This is a genomic window from Methylobacterium sp. Leaf113 (assembly GCF_001423325.1).
Lineage (GTDB): Bacteria > Pseudomonadota > Alphaproteobacteria > Rhizobiales > Beijerinckiaceae > Methylobacterium.
The window spans coordinates 23,488-40,744 of sequence record NZ_LMNJ01000012.1 but is presented as its reverse complement, the minus strand read 5'-3'; the positions used below and the strand labels follow the sequence as shown (position 1 = coordinate 40,744).

At 70.5% G+C, this 17,257-nt stretch carries 13 protein-coding genes; 8 read left to right on the top strand and 5 right to left on the bottom strand.

The features are described 5' to 3' along the window. The first annotated feature begins 12 nt into the window (after positions 1-12). From ASF60_RS09355 to ASF60_RS09330, 6 genes are all read left to right on the top strand, one after another. A complete protein-coding gene (locus ASF60_RS09355; protein WP_056183716.1) occupies positions 13-276 on the top strand; it encodes a hypothetical protein in 264 nt (87 codons plus the stop codon). After that, entirely contained in the window at positions 273-1,016 is a 744-nt protein-coding gene (locus tag ASF60_RS09350) for an ABC transporter ATP-binding protein (RefSeq protein ID WP_056183714.1), read from the top strand. The genes ASF60_RS09355 and ASF60_RS09350 overlap by 4 nt, the downstream gene beginning before the upstream one ends. Further along, positions 1,013-1,921: an ABC transporter permease gene (locus ASF60_RS09345; RefSeq protein WP_056183712.1), complete on the top strand. Its 909-nt coding sequence runs from the start codon at positions 1,013-1,015 to the stop codon at positions 1,919-1,921. Before ASF60_RS09350 ends, ASF60_RS09345 begins: the two co-directional genes overlap by 4 nt. Positions 1,922-1,962: 41 nt before the next feature. Continuing rightward, on the top strand, positions 1,963-2,586 hold the full coding sequence (locus ASF60_RS09340) for a hypothetical protein (protein WP_056184300.1): 624 nt from the start codon (positions 1,963-1,965) through the stop codon (positions 2,584-2,586). Positions 2,587-2,848: 262 nt separating this feature from the next. Beyond that, positions 2,849-5,290 carry a TonB-dependent receptor gene (locus tag ASF60_RS09335; RefSeq protein WP_056183710.1) on the top strand — a complete coding sequence of 814 codons (2,442 nt, stop codon included), beginning with the start codon at positions 2,849-2,851 and terminating at the stop codon, positions 5,288-5,290. 412 nt (positions 5,291-5,702) lie between these two features. Beyond that, positions 5,703-6,062: a hypothetical protein gene (locus tag ASF60_RS09330; RefSeq protein WP_056183708.1), complete on the top strand. Its 360-nt coding sequence runs from the start codon at positions 5,703-5,705 to the stop codon at positions 6,060-6,062. 146 nt (positions 6,063-6,208) lie between these two features. Here the strand turns inward: ASF60_RS09330 and ASF60_RS09325 are convergent, their stop codons facing one another. The 4 genes from ASF60_RS09325 to ASF60_RS09310 form a co-directional block, all read right to left on the bottom strand. After that, complete coding sequence (locus ASF60_RS09325; protein ID WP_443136751.1) at positions 6,209-8,098, bottom strand: PAS domain-containing protein; 1,890 nt, start codon at positions 8,096-8,098, stop codon at positions 6,209-6,211. Between the two features lie 458 nt (positions 8,099-8,556). Further along, positions 8,557-10,095 carry an undecaprenyl-phosphate glucose phosphotransferase gene (locus ASF60_RS09320; protein WP_056183703.1) on the bottom strand — a complete coding sequence of 513 codons (1,539 nt, stop codon included), beginning with the start codon at positions 10,093-10,095 and terminating at the stop codon, positions 8,557-8,559. Between the two features lie 78 nt (positions 10,096-10,173). Then, positions 10,174-11,385 carry a glycosyltransferase family 4 protein gene (locus ASF60_RS09315; protein WP_244478390.1) on the bottom strand — a complete coding sequence of 404 codons (1,212 nt, stop codon included), beginning with the start codon at positions 11,383-11,385 and terminating at the stop codon, positions 10,174-10,176. A 333-nt stretch (positions 11,386-11,718) separates the two neighbouring features. Next, positions 11,719-12,291 (bottom strand): polysaccharide biosynthesis/export family protein, encoded by a 573-nt coding sequence (locus tag ASF60_RS09310; RefSeq protein ID WP_056183701.1) that lies wholly within the window; start codon positions 12,289-12,291, stop codon positions 11,719-11,721. A 186-nt stretch (positions 12,292-12,477) separates the two neighbouring features. On the opposite strand from ASF60_RS09310, the gene ASF60_RS09305 reads away from it, so the two are divergent. Together ASF60_RS09305 and ASF60_RS09300 are read left to right on the top strand one after the other, a co-directional pair. Beyond that, positions 12,478-14,967 carry an exopolysaccharide transport family protein gene (locus ASF60_RS09305; RefSeq protein ID WP_056183699.1) on the top strand — a complete coding sequence of 830 codons (2,490 nt, stop codon included), beginning with the start codon at positions 12,478-12,480 and terminating at the stop codon, positions 14,965-14,967. A gap of 488 nt (positions 14,968-15,455) precedes the next feature. Beyond that, positions 15,456-15,848, top strand: coding sequence for a RidA family protein (locus ASF60_RS09300; RefSeq protein ID WP_056183696.1), 393 nt, complete (start codon positions 15,456-15,458; stop codon positions 15,846-15,848). A 6-nt stretch (positions 15,849-15,854) separates the two neighbouring features. Here the strand turns inward: ASF60_RS09300 and ASF60_RS09295 are convergent, their stop codons facing one another. After that, positions 15,855-17,054 carry a GNAT family N-acetyltransferase gene (locus ASF60_RS09295; RefSeq protein WP_056183694.1) on the bottom strand — a complete coding sequence of 400 codons (1,200 nt, stop codon included), beginning with the start codon at positions 17,052-17,054 and terminating at the stop codon, positions 15,855-15,857. Between the last annotated feature and the right edge of the window lie 203 nt (positions 17,055-17,257).

The window sequence follows — 17,257 nt, the reverse complement described above, 5'->3', positions numbered from 1 at the left end:
GAGCCCCCGTCGATGCGCCTCGCCTCCCTCGCCCGCGCGTGCCTCGCCCTCGCCCTGGCGTCCCTGGTCACGGCCGCCCCCGCCCTGGCGGACGACAAGGCCGCCTGCCTCGACGGCATCGCGATGATCAAGGCCGAACTCGCCAAGCCCGCCCCGGAGGCCGTCCAGCCCAGGCTGAAGAAGGCCCTGCGGGTGGCCGAGCGCGAGTTGGGGGAGGGCGAGTTCGACGAGTGCCTGGACGCGGTCGGCGACGCCCGGCGGGCCTTGAAGCCGTGAGCGCCGGTCCCGCCCTCGACGTCGCCCATGTCAGCCACCGTTTCGGCACCCGGGCGGCCCTGTCCGACGTGTCGCTCAGCGTGGCGCGCGGACATTTCACCGCCCTGCTCGGGCCGAACGGGGCGGGCAAGACCACCCTGTTCTCGGTGATCACCCGGCTCTACGCCAACCAGGACGGCCGGGTCTCGATCCTCGGCCATGCCCTCGACCGGGAGCCGAGCCGGGCGCTGGCCCGCCTCGGCGTGGTGTTCCAGGCCCGCACCCTCGACACCGACCTCACCGTCGCGCAGAACCTGCTCTACCACGCCAGCCTGCACGGCATCACCCGCAAGGCCGCCCAGGCCCGGATCGCGGTGCTGCTCGCCCGGGTCGGGCTCAGCGACCGGCGCGACGACAAGGTCCGCACCCTGTCGGGCGGCCAGTCCCGCCGCATCGAGATCGCCCGCTCCCTGGTGCACGAGCCCCGGCTGCTGCTCCTCGACGAGCCCACCGTCGGCCTCGACCTCGAATCGCGCGCCGATATCGTCGCCATCGTGCGCGCCCTGGTGCGCGAGGAGGGATTGTCGGTGCTCTGGGCCACCCACATCTTCGAGGAGATCGACGCGGGCGACGACGCGGTGGTGCTGCACAAGGGCCGCATCGTGGCGCGCGGCACCGCCGGCTCGATCGCCCGGGGCGACGAGACCCTGGAGGCCGCCTTCCGCCGCCTCGTCGCCGAACCCGCCCGGCAGGCCGCATGAGTACGATCAAGAGCACGCTTAAGAGCACGCCCCCGCACCCGCCCGTGTCGGCCGCGGCCGAGGCGCCCGTGCCCCATCTCGGGCGCCTCGACACAATCGGCTACCTGATCTGCCTCGGCGGCATCGTGCGCCGCGAGTTGCTGCGCTTCTTCAATCAGAAGGAGCGCTTCTTCTCCGCCCTCGTCCGTCCGCTGGTCTGGCTGTTCATCTTTGCGGCAGGCTTCCGCAACACGCTCGGCGTCTCCATCGAGCCGCCCTACCAGACCTATGTGCTGTACGAGGTCTACGTGGTGCCGGGCCTCGCCGTGATGATCCAGCTCTTCAACGGCATGCAATCCTCGCTCTCGATGGTCTACGACCGCGAGGTCGGCTCGATGAAGGTGCTGCTGACCAGCCCCTATCCGCGCTGGCTGCTGCTGCTGGCCAAGCTGATCGCCGGCGTCACCGTCTCGGTGGTGCAGGCCTACGCCTTCCTGGCCATCGCGTGGTTCTGGGAACTGGACATCCCGGCCCTCGGCTACGTGGCGGCGCTGCCGGCCTTCATCGCCTCGGGGCTGATGCTCGGCGCCATCGGCCTGCTGCTGTCCTCGATGGTCAAGCAACTCGAGAACTTCGCCAGCGTGATGAACTTCGTGATCTTCCCGATGTTCTTCGCCTCCTCGGCGCTCTACCCGCTCTGGCGCATCCGCGAATCCTCCGAGACCCTGTACTGGATCTGCCAGCTCAATCCCTTCTCCCACGCGGTGCAGCTCGTGCGCTTCGCCCTCTACGGGCAGTTCGAGCCGGTCGCCTGCGCGGTAGTCGTGGGCACCACCCTCGTGTTCTTCACCCTCGCGGCCGTCGCCTACGATCCCGGCCGTGGCATCATGGCCCGGCGCGGCGGCCCGGCCGGAGACAATTCCTGATGAGCCTTCCCATCACATCCCTGCGCATGACATCCCTGCGCATGACATCCCTCCGAGCCCTCGCGGGCCTCGCCGTCCTCACCCTCGGGATCGGCTCCGCCGTCGCGCAGCCCAAGTCCGATCCCGATTGGCCCTGCGTCCAGCGCAAGGTCTCGACCCTGAGCCCCGGCTCGGTCTGGACCGGGCCGGACCTGGAGGCCGCCGGTCCCTGGGGCGACGATTTCGAGGCTGCGGCGCTCGCCCAGAAGATCGCCTCCCGCCGTACCGCCCTCAATGAGGTCGACCCGCTCCTCGACGACTTCGTCGCCAAGGCCGGCGCCGAGAAGGACAAGCGCCTGACCCGCGTCTTCGCCGGCGTGTTCGAGGTCATCAACGGCGAGCGCAACAAGGTGATCTCGGGCATCGGCCGCTACGCCCAGGGTCAGCGCCGCATGGCCGAGCGCATCCGCGACGAGGCCGACCAGATCAGCGCCACCAAGGACGGCCCGAGCGCCCAGGATGCCCGCGACATCCCCAAGGATGCGTCGGAGCTGGAGACCAAGTTCACCTGGGACCGACGGATCTTCCAGGAGCGCAGCCAGTCGCTGACCTATGTCTGCGAGGTTCCGACCCTGCTGGAGCAGCGTCTGGGCGAGATCGCCCGCCGGATTCAGGCGCGCCTCTGAGACGATCGCAGAGCAGGATCGGCGAAGCGCGGATCGGGTTGCCACTTTATCCCGACCGGCTTGCTGAAACGTCCCTAAGGCTTTGAAATCAGACCGAAAAATGTGTCCGCGATGACACGCCGAACGGCCAAGCAAGGTTTGGCACGGTAAATCCACGCAAACGGCCCGCCGCGCGATTGTTCTTCGTCACCGATCCTCTCAAAAGTGTGACCGAAGCCCCGGACAAGGGGCAGGGACACGAAGACGACCGAGGGGCTTGGGGATGAAGAAGCGGACCTTGCGCGGCAGCTTGTTGCTGTCGGTGGCACTGATTCCGGGCGCGGTTTACGCCCAGGGCGCGGCGCCAGCGGGTGGACAGCAGGCGGTCACGCTGTCGGAACTCGACGTGGTCGCGACCACGCCGGTCAGCGCCACCGGCGGTGGCGGCGGCCAGTCGCTCTACAAGATCCCCAACACGGTCGAGACCGTGACGGCGGCCGACTTCGCCCAGGACCGGGCCACCCTCGACCCGACCTTCACCCTGGCCCGCAAGACGCCGGGCGTGAACCTGTCGGACGGACAGGGCAATGGCTTCCGCCAGACCCTGACCTATCGCGGCTTCGACGCCTCGCCGCTGCAGGGCGCGCCGCAGGGCCTCGCCGTCTATCAAAACGGCGTCCGCATCAACGAAGCCTTCGGCGACGTGGTGAACTGGGACCTGATCCCCTCGGTGGCGATCAACCGGATCGACATCGTCACCGGCAACCCGGTCTTCGGCCTCAACGCGCTCGGCGGCGCGGTCAACATCGAGATGAAGAACGGCTACACCTGGCAGGGCAAGGAGATCACCGTCAGCGGCGGCTCCGATGGGCGCATCAGCGGCTCCCTGCAATACGGCGAGGTCATCGGCCCCTGGAGCTTCTACTTCGCCGGCGAGGGCCTGCGCGACGGCGGCTGGCGCTTCCGGTCGCCCTCGGAAATCGGCCGCGTCTACGCCGATCTCGGACACAAGACCCTCGATTCCGAGTTCCACATCATCGCCTCGGGCGCCAAGACCTTCTTCGGCGCCGCCGCCGCCACGCCGGTGGACTTCACCCACGTCAACGAGCGGGCGATCTTCACCTCGCCGCAGACCATCTCCACCGAGCAGGGCCAGATCCAGGTCACCGGCAAGGTCGCGGTCTCGCCGACCTGGGACCTCCAGGGCAACGCCTACGTGCGCCGCCTGAGCCAGTTCGTGATCGACGGCAACGACGGCAATTTCGAGCAGTGCAGCACCCGCTCCAGCAACCGCGGCTTCCTGTGCTTCGAGGATGACGGCTTCGAGCGCGGCGCCCTGAGCGACCGGGCCTTCCGCGATCAGTTCACCATCGTCGGGCGCCAGGGCCAGCGCATCCCGTTCACCACGGGCGTCCCCTACGGCACCCTCGACACCATCCGCACCGAGGCGGTGGGCTACGGCGGAACCCTGCAGGCCACCAACCGCGACCAGGTCTTCGGCCACAACAACACCTTCGTGGTCGGCGGCAGCATCGATGCGGCCAACTATTCCTACAAGTCCTCGAGCACGCTCGGCGTGATCAACCCGGATCTCAGCGTCACCACCGATCCGCTGAACCCGAATTACGGCACCATCCCGGGCCTCGGCACCGAGGCGATCCGCACGGCGGCGGCGCTGGGCATCGCGCCCAGCAACGTCACCGGCTCGAATCTCTACATGGGCCTCTACGCCCTCGACACCTTCGACGTCACCGACGCCCTGTCGCTCACCGCCGGCGCCCGCCTGAACTTCGCCCGCATCTCGACCCAGGACCAGACCGGCTTCTCGCCGGACGTGACGGGCACCCACTACTTCACCAAGGTGAACCCGGTGGTGGGCGCGACCTATCGCTTCTTCCCCTGGCTCAACCTCTACGGCGGCTATTCCGAGTCGAACCGCGCCCCGACGCCGCTCGAACTCGCCTGCGCCAATCCCGACCGTCCCTGCCTGCTGCCGAACTCGCTGGTGGCCGATCCGCCGCTCAAGCAGGTCACCGGCCAGACCTACGAGGTGGGCTTCCGCGGCACCGTGCCGAACTTCTACGAAAACGGCCTGTTCAACTACAAGATCGGCGCCTTCCGCACCGACCTGCGCAACGACATCCTGCAGGTCGCGGTGCCGGGCAACGCCGCGCGCGGCTACTTCGTCAACGTGCCGGCCACCCAGCGCCAGGGCATCGAGGTCTCGGGCGAGTATGTCGGCGAGCGCCTCAGCCTCTACGGCAACTACGCGCTCATCGACGCGACCTTCCAGTTCGACGGTGAGCTGTCCTCGCCGAACAACCCGCTGGCCGATGACGGCCTGATCAACGTGCGCCGCGGCAACAACGTGCCGCTGATCCCGAACCACCAGTTCAAGGCCGGGTTCAACTACCTGATCACGCCGATCTGGACCTTCGGCATGAACCTCTCGGCCTTCTCCTCGTCCTACTTCCGGGGCGACGAGTCGAACATCAACCGCAAGCTGCCGCCCTACTTCACCGCCAACCTGAACACGAGCATTCAGGTCACCCAGAACGTGCAGGTCTTCGCGCTGGTCACCAACCTGTTCAACAACCGCTACGCCAACTTCGGCACCTTCGCCGAGACGGGCTCGGTCGCGGGCAACTTCGTGATCAACGATCCCCGCACCACCACCCTGGTGCAGCCCCTCTCGGCCTATGGCGGCGTCCGCGTCACCTGGTAAGCCCGCGCGACGCGGCGCCGACCCCGGGTCGGCGCAGCCGCCATACCAGCGGCCATACCAGCGGCCATACCAGCGGCCATGAACCAAGGAACGGCGCGGATGTTCGAGATCCGCGCCGTTCGTCGTTGGAGACCCGAGCGATGCGGCGGGATGATCCCCACGGCAGGATGATCCTGCCGACGACGCCCGTCGCCGTTGCGGCCGACGGGTCGGCCCTCGGTCCGGATCGCGACGGCCCGCTCGGCAAGGCGGAGCACCGCACGGGGGTGGCGGCGCGCTTCAAAGCCGCAGGCCCGGAGGCCGCAGGGACCCTCGATACAAAGGAACTCTCGTCGCCCGCCGGCGCTTCTTTGGCGACCCTGACGAAGTCGGCCGCCCATTGGGGGCGGCCGCCCCTCTGGAGAGCCCATTCATGCGAATCACCCTCGCCCTTCCGGCGGCCCTCATCCTCCTCGGCACCGCCGGTCCGGTCCTCGCCTCCTCCTGCTCCGAGCAGATCGCCACCATCGAGCGCCGCCTCGACAGTGCCGGCGCCGAGCAGGTGACGGGCAAGGAGCCGCCCGGCGGCCCGACCTCCTCGCACTCGGACAAGGCCCTCGACCACGCGCCCAAGGGCAAGCCGACCGACCCGTCCACCACCGCCAGCGCCGGCGGCGTCGCCGAGGCCCGCGACCTGATCAAGAAGGCCCGCGCCCAGGACAAGGCCGGCGACATGAAGGGCTGCGAGGACACCATGACCGAGGCCAAGAAGAAGGCCGGCGCGCTGCCGTAGGGCACCCGGCCCGAGTCTCCCTGCTCCGGGTCTCCCGGCCCCGAGGCGTCCGGTCAGGCTGAGCCCAGCCGGACGCCCGATCGACCAACGACGACATCGGCTGCGCCTCTCGGGGGCGCAGCCGATGTCGTTTGGAACCGAGGACCTCAGCCGCCGGGCACGCCGCCGGACCGGGCTGTGGCCCGGTGCAGGATGCGGGCGATCTGCTCGGCCGAGTAGGGCTTGTGCAGCAACTCGAAATCCTGGGCGCCTTCCTCGGCGAGGACGTGGCTGTATCCGGAGGCCAGGACCACGGGCAGGTGCGGCAGATGGCGGCGCAGGTGGCGGGCCAGCGCGATGCCGCCCATGCCGGGCATCACCACGTCGGAGAACACGACGTCGTAGCCCGCGCCCCGGTCGCCGAGCCGCTCCAGGGCCTCCTCGGCATTGGCCGCCCAGGTCGTCTCGTAGCCGAGGTCCTGCAGGATCTGCGTGGCGAAGCGCCCCACCTCGACATTGTCCTCGACCACGAGGACGCGCTGGCCGGACCCGACCGGGGAGGGCGCCTCGGCCGGGGCGGCGGAGCCTTCGGCCGGGGCCGGCGCCACCTCCGGCAGATAGAGCGTGAAGGTGGCGCCGAGGCCGGGCCGGCTCGTCACGTCGACGTCGCCCCCCGACTGCTTGGCGAAGCCGAACACCTGGGAGAGGCCGAGGCCGGTGCCCTTGCCGACCTCCTTGGTGGTGAAGAACGGCTCGAAGATGCGCCCGAGCTGGCCCGGCGCGATGCCCGGGCCGGTATCGCTGAGCGCGATCGCGGCGAACGGCGCCCGCGCACCCGCATGGCCGCGGATCGGCGGGATGCCGTTCGCGCAGGTGAGCCGCAGGGTGAGACAGCCCTCGCCCGCCATGGCGTCGCGGGCGTTGATCGCCATGTTCACCAGGGCGGTCTCGAACTGGCTCAGGTCGGCGCGCACGAAGCAGGGCGCCTCGGGCAGCTCCGTCGCCACCCGGATGCGCGCGCCCATCACCGGGTCGAGCATCTCGGCCAGGGCCCGCAGGCGCGTACCGACCTCGAACACCTCCGGCTTCAGCGTCTGGCGCCGGGCGAAGGCGAGGAGCTGTCCCGTCAGCTTGGCGGCTCGGTCCACCGTGTCGGAGACCGCATCGAGGTAGCGCCGCTTGCGCACCTCCGGCAGGTCCGGCCGGCGCAGGAAGTCCACCGACGAGCGGATGATGGTCAGGAGGTTGTTGAAGTCGTGGGCGACGCCGCCGGTGAGCTGTCCCACCGCCTCGAGCTTCTGCGACTGGCGCAGCTGCTCCTGGGCCACCGCGAGGGCGGCGGAGGCTTCCTTCTCCCGGGTGATGTGGCGGCCATAGGCGTAGATCAGCGCGCCCTCCGCCGAGCTGTGCCAGGAGATCCAGCGCGGGCTGCCGTCGCGGTGGCGGTAGCGGTTCTCGAAGCTGGTGAGGTCATCCTGCATGGCGGCCTGGTCGACGGCCCTCTGGGTCAGGTCGGTATCCTCGTGCCAGACGAAGTCGCGGAAGCTGCGGCCGACGATCTCCTCCGGGGCGAATCCCAGGATCTCGTCCCAGGCCGGGTTGACCGCGCGGAAGATCCCGTCGGTGCCGACCACCGCCAGGAGGTCGCGGGAGTTGCGCCAGACCCGATCGCGCTCGGCGGTGCGCTCCTCGACCCGATGCTCCAGGGTCTCGTTCATCTCGCGCAGGCCGCGCTCCGACAGCACCCGTCGCGTGGTCTCGTTGGTGATGCAGAACATGCCCGCGATGGCGCCGGCATCGTCATAGACCGGCGAGTAGGAGAACGACCACCAGGTCTCTTCCGGGACGCCGTAGGACGCGGTGGTCAGCGGCAGGTCCTCGAAGCGGCTCGCCTCGCCGGCCAGCGCCTTCTCGACGATGGGCAGCACCTGGTCCCAGACATCCGCCCACAGCTCCGCCAGCGGCTGGCCCTGCCGCTGGGAGCGCTGGGGACCGAGGAGGGGCCGGTAGGTGTCGTTGTAGAAGAACAGCAGGTCCGGCCCCCAGGCCAGGAACATGCTCTCGGGCGAGTTCAGGACGAGGCCGAGAGCGACCCGGAGGGCGCAGGGCCAGGTCTCCAGCGGCCCGAGCGGGGAGGCCGACCAGTCCGCCTCGCGGATCGCCGCCCCGGACGCGCCGCCCCCGACCAGGAAGGCGCCGGCCTCAGCCGACATCGGGACGGCCTCTCTCGGCAACGCCCCCCCAAGCTCGGGGCCGTGACGGTCCAGGGGCTCGGGGAGCCGGCGCGCGCAGGCGGGCAGGGCGGGAACACATCACGAAAACGGCTTGCACCCTCGAATGGATTCAAGCCCCGTTCCATGGCCAAGCCGCCGGCGCCGGTCAACAAATTCCACGCCCGCAGCGTTGACGCAGGGCGGCGGCAAGAAAGGTGAGCCCCGCAGCAGCCCGTCGCAGCGTCATCGGCGCGCCGCTCAAACCGCCGGACCGGTCTCGCGCTGCCGGGAAGCGGGCCGGATCAGTAGGCGTTCTTGGTCCGGAACAGCGAAAGCGGGGTCGCCAGCATGATCTTCACGTCGAACAGGATCGACCAGTTCTCGATGTAGTGCAGGTCGTGCTCGACGCGCTTCTGGATCTTGTCGCTGGTGTCGGTCTCGCCGCGCCAGCCATTGACCTGGGCCCAGCCGGTGATGCCGGGCTTGACCTTGTGGCGGGCGAAGTAGCCGTCCACCACCTGGTCGTAGAGGGTGTTGGCGGCCTTGGCCTGGAGGGCGTGGGGCCGGGGACCGACCAGGGAGAGCTCGCCCTTGATGACGTTGAAGAGCTGCGGCAGCTCGTCGAGCGAGGTCTTGCGGATGAACCGGCCCACGGGGGTGACGCGCGGGTCGTCGCGGGTGACCAGCCGCGCCGCGCCGGCATCGCTCTGGCTGACATACATCGAGCGGAACTTGAACACCTCGATCAGCTCGTTGTTGAAGCCGTAGCGCTTCTGCCGGAACAGCACCGGGCCGGGCGAGGTCAGGCGCACCGCCAGGGCGACGGCGAGCATCACGGGCGCCAGGACCAGAAGCATCGCGCAGCCGACCACGCGGTCGAAGATGGTCTTGGCCACGATGTCCCAGTCGGCCATCGGCTTGTCGAAGATGTCGAGCACCGGCACGCCGCCGAGATAGGAATAGGCGCGCGGCCGCAGGCGCAGCTTCGAGGCCTGGGCCGAGAGGCGGATGTCGATCGGCAGCACCCAGAGCTTGGCCAGCATCTGCAGGATGCGGTCCTCGGCGGCGATCGGAATGGTGAAGATGATGAGGTCGAGGCGCGTGGTTCGGGCATAGGCGACGAGGTCGGTCACGGTGCCGAGCTTCGGGTAGCCCGCCACCACCGTGTCGGAGCGTGTGTCGCCCCGGTCGTCGAACACGCCGACGATGCGGACGCCGGAATCCGGCTGCCCGTCGAGGGCGCGGATCAGTTCCTCGGCGACGGGGCCGCCGCCCACGATGGCGGTGCGCCGGTCGAAATGGCCGCGCTGCATCTGGGCGGTGATGAAGCGCGCCAGGGTGAAGCGCCCGACCGCGAGGGCGGCGAGCCCGGTGACGAAGAAGCTCGCCAGCCAGATCCGGGAATAATGATCCGCGATCTTGGCGAAGACCATGATGGCGGCCACCACCAGGAAGGCCAGGGACCAGGCGCCGGCGAGCCGCAGGGCCGATCCAGGCAGGGACCGGAAGGCCGCCATGCCGTAGGCCCCGGTGACCTGGAGCAGGAGCACGGCGAGGCCGGCGATGCCGAGGGCGGTGGCGAGGTAGCGCGGCGACAGCGCCACGATCCCGGCGAGCTGCAGGCGCTGGATCACGAGGCCGATGGCTGCGACGCCGACGAATTCCGCGATCCGGACACAGCCCGCGAGCACCACCGGCGAGTGCAGGGCCGGCGCCGGTGCCGGCATCGGGCCGGGCGCCCGCGCCTCGGCGGGCGGCAGGGCGACGGAGAGGCCGCCCTCGGGCTGGGGCGCGAACCGGCCGGCAGCGTCCAGCAGGTCACGGACATCGAAGGCGCTCATACGGGCTTCCGGGCTTTGTTTCGGGCGCAAGGGACAGCGGGGGCGGCGATCGGGCGGGCAGGGGACAAGGCCGTCGCGTCACGGTCCCGCTGAGGCGACCGCGGGGCGGGCGGCCTCCGCCCGGGCGCGCTGGGCCGCAGCATAGCCCGACAGCACGTCCGAGCCCATCCGGGTCATCGAAAACCGCGTCCGGACCGAAGCCGCCAGGGCCTCGAAGCGCTGGCGGCTGGCGGCGGGCTCCTCGTCGAGGACGCGGGCGATCGCGGCCGCGAGGGCCTGCCCGTCGCGGGGCGGCACCAGGTCGGAGGCGGCGGCCCCGAAGATCTCCGGAATGCCGCCCACATTGGTGGCGACGAGGGGCTGGCAGGCGGCGGCCGCCTCCAGCACCACGTAGGGGAGGGATTCGGCGAGCGAGGGCACCACCATGATCCGGCCGCGGGCCAGCACCGGGCGGATCGCCTGCGGCGGCTCGAATGCCACCGCGTCCCGCAGGCCCATGGCCGCGACCCGCTCGGCCAGAACCTCGGAATCGGGGCCGGAGCCGACCATCAGCAGGCGCAGGGGGCGACCCTCGGCGCGCAGGCGCAGGAGGGCGTCGAGGAGGAAGGGCACGCCCTTCGCGTCGCGCAATTCGCCGATATAGACGAGGTCGGCGCGCTCCTCGGCCGGCACGATCGGGGCGAATTCCGCCTCGCTGATGCCGTTGTGGACGATGCGGGTGATCCGGCCCGGGTCGCCCGCATAGGTGCGGTGCCGCGCGGCGACGTACTCGCTCTCGAACAGGAAGACGTCGGTGCGCAAGGCCATCAGGCGCTCGACGCCCATATAGACCCGGTGGGGCAGGGTGCCGGGCTTGTAGTTGTAGCTCCCGCCATGGGGGGTATAGGCGCGGATCGGCCCGCGGTCGCGCAACGGGGCCATGCGGGCATAGACGCCACCCTTGGCGCCGTGGCCGTGCAGCACGGTAGCGGCCACGGCCTCGGCGTGCCGGGCGACGGCGCGCAGGATCCTCAGGTCCGAGACATGCGGGTTGCGGTGCATCGGCAGGCGCATCAACCCCAGGGCGAGGCAGGGGGCGAGGTCCGCCAGGGCCCGGGCGGCGCGCTCGCCGCCGGTGGCGGCGTCGCAGAGGATACCGACCTGATGGCCCGCCATGGCCTGGAGGCGGGCGAGGTCGAGGACGTGGCGGAAGAGACCGCCGACGGGCGCGCGGAAGATGTGGAGGATGCGCTGCGAGGCGCTGCCGGACCCGCCGGTCAGGACCGATGCGGACAGGTCGGACCCGGCGATGGGCGCGGCGAGGCCAGAGGTGGCAAGGCTGGACCCCGAGACGCCGGAGCCGATCAGACCAGGGGCGAACGCACGCACGACAAGCTGCTCCACGCGACACGGGACCAGCGGTCAGACCGCATGTCCGTCGGGGGAACCTGGCGTCCGAGAGGTGGGCGGACCGTTAAACGGACCGCCGCGCGGCCCCGTCCGGCCGAAGATCGGCAGAATCCTTCGCGGTTCGGTTAGGCGAGTCCTAACTTCCGGAACAGTATTGCGAAGATCGCGGCCCGAAGCCCGGCATTCGAAAGCCCGGCATTCGGAAATCCGGCATTCCAAAATCCGGCATGCCGATCAGAAGAAGCGCTCCTTGATCACGATGGTGTCGCCGGGACGCACCGGATAGGTCATCGGCACGATGCCCGAGACGAGGCCGTCCCGGCCCTCGCGGGTCAGCACCGCGTAGTCGCGGGCGGCGCGGGGCCCGAAGCCGGCCGCGATCGCCACCGCGGTCTCGACCGCCATGCCGTTGACGTAGGGATACTGGCCCGAGGTCGTGACCTCGCCGAGGATGTAGAACGGCCGGTAGGCGTCGACCTCGACGGTGACGTGGGGCTCGCGCACGAAGCCGGCCGAGAGCTTGGCCTCGATGGTGCGCGCGGCCTGGGCGGTGGGCTGGCCGCCCACCTTCACCAGGCCGATCAGCGGCATCGCGATGTTGCCCGCGCCGTCGACCGCGTAGATGTTCGACAGGTTGTCCTGGCCGAAGACGATGACCCGGAGGCGGTCGCCGGCGGAGAGCGTGTAGCGCGCCCCGATCGAGCCGGTGCCGGTCGCGTCGAGTTGATCGGTCCGGAAATCCGGGCGCAGGCAGCCGCCGAGCATCAGGCTCGACGTCAGCGTTATGAGAAGTGATCGCCGGTTCATCACTACTGCCGTCGTGAGGAAGATTCGATCCCACTCCTAGGCCGACATGGTTAACGAACACTGACGTCCCGCAACGATCCGTACGAAACCCCGCCTCTTAACGTCCGATCAACCTTAACGCGCTCTATTCGCATCAGAGCCGGCCCGCCCGCGGTCGACCTCCTTGCCTTGCGTAAAGATCGAGCCATGCCCCGCTCTTCGCCGTTCCAGCCCACCCGCGACGCCCCGCCCGCCGAAGGCGAGGGGTTGGGGCTGGCGCAACTCGCCGGCCTGCTGCGCCGGTCCTGGCGCTGGATCGTCATCCCGACCGCCCTGGCGACGATCGGCGCCATCGCGTTCGTGCAGGTGGTGTCGCCGCGCTACACCGGCGAGGCGAAGATCCTGCTCGAGAGCCGCGACACGCCCTACACCCGCACCGCCCAGGAACGCGGCGAGCAGCCCCAGCCGATCGACGAGCAGGCGGTGGCGAGCCAGGTCCAGGTGGTGATGTCGCGGGACCTCGCCCGCGAGGCGATCCGCCGGCTGTCGCTGGCCGGCAACGCCGAATTCGATCCGAGCGTCGCCGGCTTCGGCCCGCTGCAGCGCGCCCTGATGATGATCGGGCTGGCCCGCAATCCGATGGAGCGCCCGCCCGAGGAGCGGATCCTGGAGACCTATTTCGACCGCCTCAGCGTCTACCCGGCCGGCAAGTCGCGCATCCTCACGGTGGAGTTCCGCTCGCAGGATCCGCACCTCGCGGCCCAGGCGGCCAACACCATCGCGGAACTCTACATCGGCTCCCTCGAAGCGGCGAAGACCGACACCGCCCGCTACGCCTCCAGCTGGCTCGGCGGCAACATCGAGGCCCTGCGTACCCGCGTCGCCGAGGCGGAATCCAAGGTCGAGGCCTACCGCGCCAGCCATGGCCTGATCGCCACCGGCGGCGCCGCCGGCCAGCCTCTCGGCGCCCAGCAGCTCGGCGAATTGTCGACCCAGCTGTCGCAGGCCCGAACCGCCAAGGCCGATCTCGCCGGGCGCGCCAAGCTGATCAAGGAGATGATCAAGGACGGCCGCGCCTTCGAGATCCCGGATGTGGCCAACAACGAGATCATCCGCCGCACGGTCGAGCAGCGCATCACCCTGCGCAACCAGCTCGCCCTCGAATCCCGCACCCTCCTCCCCGCCCATCCGCGCATCAAGGAACTGACCGCGCAGATCTCGGACCTCGACGCCCAGATCAAGGCCACCGCCGAGCGGGTGGTCCGCACCCTCGAGAACGACGCCCGCATCGCAGAAGCCCGGGTCGAGAGCCTGAGCGCCGCCGTCGACGCCCAGCGCGACGTGGTCTCGAAGGGCAATTCCAGCGAGGTCCAGCTCCGCGCCCTGGAGCGCGAGGCCAAGGCCGAGCGCGAACAGCTCGAATCCTACCTCGCCCGCTATCGCGAGGCCTCGGCCCGCGACGCCGAGAGCGCCGCCCCGGCCGATGCCCGCGTGGTCTCGCGCGCCATCACGCCCGAGACCCCGTCCTTCCCCAAGAAGCTGCCGATCGTGCTGCTGGCGGCGGTGCTCGGCCTGCTGTTCTCGATGGGCGCCGTCATCGCTCGCCACCTCCTCACCGATCCCGACGGCTCGGGCCGGCGGCGGCGGAGCGAGACGGACTCCGAGTCCGGCTCCGAGCGTCCGATCCAGCGGCACCAGCCCTTCGCCTTCCCGGAAGCCTCCCTGGCCATGGCGCGCCAGGGCGGGCACGGCCCGGCCCCGCTCACCGCCGGCACGCTCGGGGAGCCTGAGCGCACGGTCCTCACGCCGGAGGTTCCGGTCGCGGACACCGTCGCCACGCGCCCGATTCTGTCGGCGGCCGGCATGGATTCGGACAGCCCCAGGCCGGCGCAGCCCGAAAGCTTAAAGCCGGCGCAGCCTGAAAGCGCAAAGCCGGCGCAGCCCGAAAGCCTCACGCCGGCGCAGGCAGAAAGCCTGCCGCAGGCCCGGGGCGCCGGAGCCCCGAAGGCCGGGGAGGCGGGCAGCTACGCTCTCGACCCGCTGGTGGCGCGCCTGCGCGACGGCGCCGCGCCGGCCCGGGATGGGGCGGGCCGCACCGTCCTGGTCATGGAGGACGCGCCGGTCCGGCGGGCGGAGGCCGGGCTGGCCGTCAGCCTCGGCAGCGCGCTGACGGCGGGCGCCAGTGTCCTCGTCCTCGATCTCAACGGCCCAGCCTGCGGTCCGGACGAGGCCGGCCTGACCGACCTCGTGGCGGGCGAGGCCGCCTTCCTCGACGTCATCCAGGCGATCCCCGGCTCGCGCCTGCACGCGATCCCGCGCGGCTTCCTCGCCGCCGGCATCCTGCTGGAAGAGCCCCAGGCCCTGGCGATCACCCTCGACGCCCTGGCCCAGGCCTATGACTGGGTGGTGTGCCGCCTCGGCGCACCGCAGACCCGCACCGCCCGCGCGATCTTGGAGATGGCCGGACACCAGATGGACGCGGTGGTCATCGCCTCCGACCGCGATCCCGAGGATGCCGACCTCCTCGACCTCTACGGCCTGGCCGAAGCCTCCGGCGCGGGCCAGATCCTGGTGGCCCAGGATTTTGCAGCCCAGGATTTGGCAGCTGCGACCCTCGCTCCGGCGGGCCCGGCTATCGCCGAGCGCCCCGCTTTCGCGGACGAGGCGGCGATGCCGCTGCGCCGCTCGGCGGCCTGAGCCCAGCCGCCGCTCGTCCCCCTCCCTCCAGGCTGAACCACCCCGCCCTTCGCGTCGGACGAAGGGCGGGGTCTTGCGATGGGCGGGGTCTTGCGAAGGGCGGGGTCTTGCGAAGGGCGGGGTCTTGCGAAGGGCGGGGTCTTGGCGTTCCGCCGTCCGATCGGACGAACGCGCGGCGATCACTCCACTCAGCCACGCCTCGGAATACGACGACCGGTTGACCGGCCGGGAATCTTGCGACCTAAGATGGCTGTCCTTCGGCCATGCCGATCCCGTCGTCCGCGGAGAAGCGCCCCGAGCCCCGGCACCCCGCTGCCATCGGGACGGTCCTCCGAGCCTGTGCGGCCGAGACCGATGCTGCGCCGAACGCGGTCGGCACGCCTGCGGCTGCCTCCGGGGTTGGCACGCGTCGCACCCGACGCAGGGACTGTCTTCGGCTCAGGCCGTCCGCGAGATGTCATTCGATCCCGAAGCAGGACTGGATCACGATGCTGCGTCCGATCAATCCGCCCGGTCCGTCCATTCCCGGCATCTCGCAAGCCATGCTGCTCTCGGAGGGGCGACTTCTCATCCTGTCCGGCCATGTTCCCTTCGATGACACGGGCACGATCGTCGCCGGTGATCGGGCGACGCAGCTCGATCAAGTCTTCCGGAACATGCAGGCGACGCTCCATGCGGCCGGCGCCGATTTCAGCGCCGTCGCGCGCCTCACGATCTACGTCCGTGACTACGATCCGGCCGAGCTGCCGGCGATCCGGGCGGTGCGGGATCGCTGGATCAATGCCGCATGCCCACCCGCCAGCGCCCTGATCGGTGTCGCGGCGCTCGCCTTCCCCGACATGCTGGTGGAGGTGGATGCGATGGCGTTCCTGCCGCCGTAGTCCGGCCTACTCAGTCGCGGCCCGGTGGCGGCGCAGGCGGGATACGAGCGCCATCAGGCGCGGGTCGCGCTTGATGCGGCGCTTGAGGCGGGCGGCCGCGATGATCCGCAGGGCGAAGACATGGCCGCGCAGGGTCACCGGCAGGGTCACCTCGCCGAGTTCGATGGTCTCGTCGCAGATGCTGCTCTTGTAGCGGGCCTCGCCGACGCCGAGGTCGAAGCTGCGCCGGCCCCGCGCCGTCTGGTCGGCGATGAGGTGGTGCAGGAGGATGTCGCCGGGGCTGGACCGGCTCACCGCCGGATCGGCGTCGAAGGACGTCATCATGCCGCTGTAGCGCTGCGCATCGACGGCGCCCGCGAAAACCGCGAAGACGCGGCCGGTCCCGGCGGCCACCAGCGCGGTGACCTCGATGGCGGGGCTGGCCCCGGGAACCGTCGCCCGCGCCAGGAAGGCCCGCACGGCGGGATCGGCATAGGGGTTGGCGAGCCCCATGCCGGCGAAGCGGGCGGCCTTCTGTTCGTAGAACGCGGCCAGATAGCGCTCGACCGCCTCCGGGGTCTCGGCCCGTTGGCACGCCACCGGCCCGAACGCCTCGACGAGCTTCTTCTCCTTGGCCCGCAGCTTCTTGCGCGCATCGCTGCTGAAGACCCGCTTGAGGGTGGCGTCGGGGTCGGGTCCGAGCATCAGCCCGTAGGCGTCGCTCGGGGCCGGTTCGGCCTCGTGGTGCAGGGGATTGGCGGCCCCGTCCCAGAAGCGGGGCTGGTGCGACAGGGCGAAGACGTCGATGCCGGCCTTGCGTCCGATCAGGCGCAGCGCGTCGGACAGATCCTCCGGACGCATCGCCGCCGCCTCGCGCGAGGCGAAGAGCGGCATGTGGTAGTTGGCGTGCTTGGCGCCGATCACGCGGGCGACCCGTGCGCCGCCCTCGCGGGCGACCACCAGGGGGATCAGCACGCGCGCGCGCGCGGCGGGATCGCGCAGCACCACGACGCGCAGATCCGCCTCGCCCCCCCCGGTTCCGGCGACGAAGGCCGCGACCCAGTCGAAGCGCTGATAGGGCGTCGCCAGCGCGGCCGGATCGGATTCCATCGCGCGCCACAGGGCTTCGGCGGTGCCGAGATCGTCGAGGATGTCGGCCCTGAGGCCGTGCTGCACCCGCGCCCGCATCGCTCCGGCTCCAGTCAGGTCATGAGCGAGAACAGCCATGGGATCATCCTGGGCCCGCCGCGCGGGCCATCGGTCCGGTTGACCGGCGGATCGGAACCCGCCGGATCGATCGACCGACCCTGCGCCGCCAAGCCTTAACCCGTCCGTGACGCCGGACCGACGAGGACCGCCTGTCTGCCCACGTGGGTAACGAAACCTTGCCGGTTGGCGTGCTCCCCTGGCGTCCCGCCCGATCGGATTCC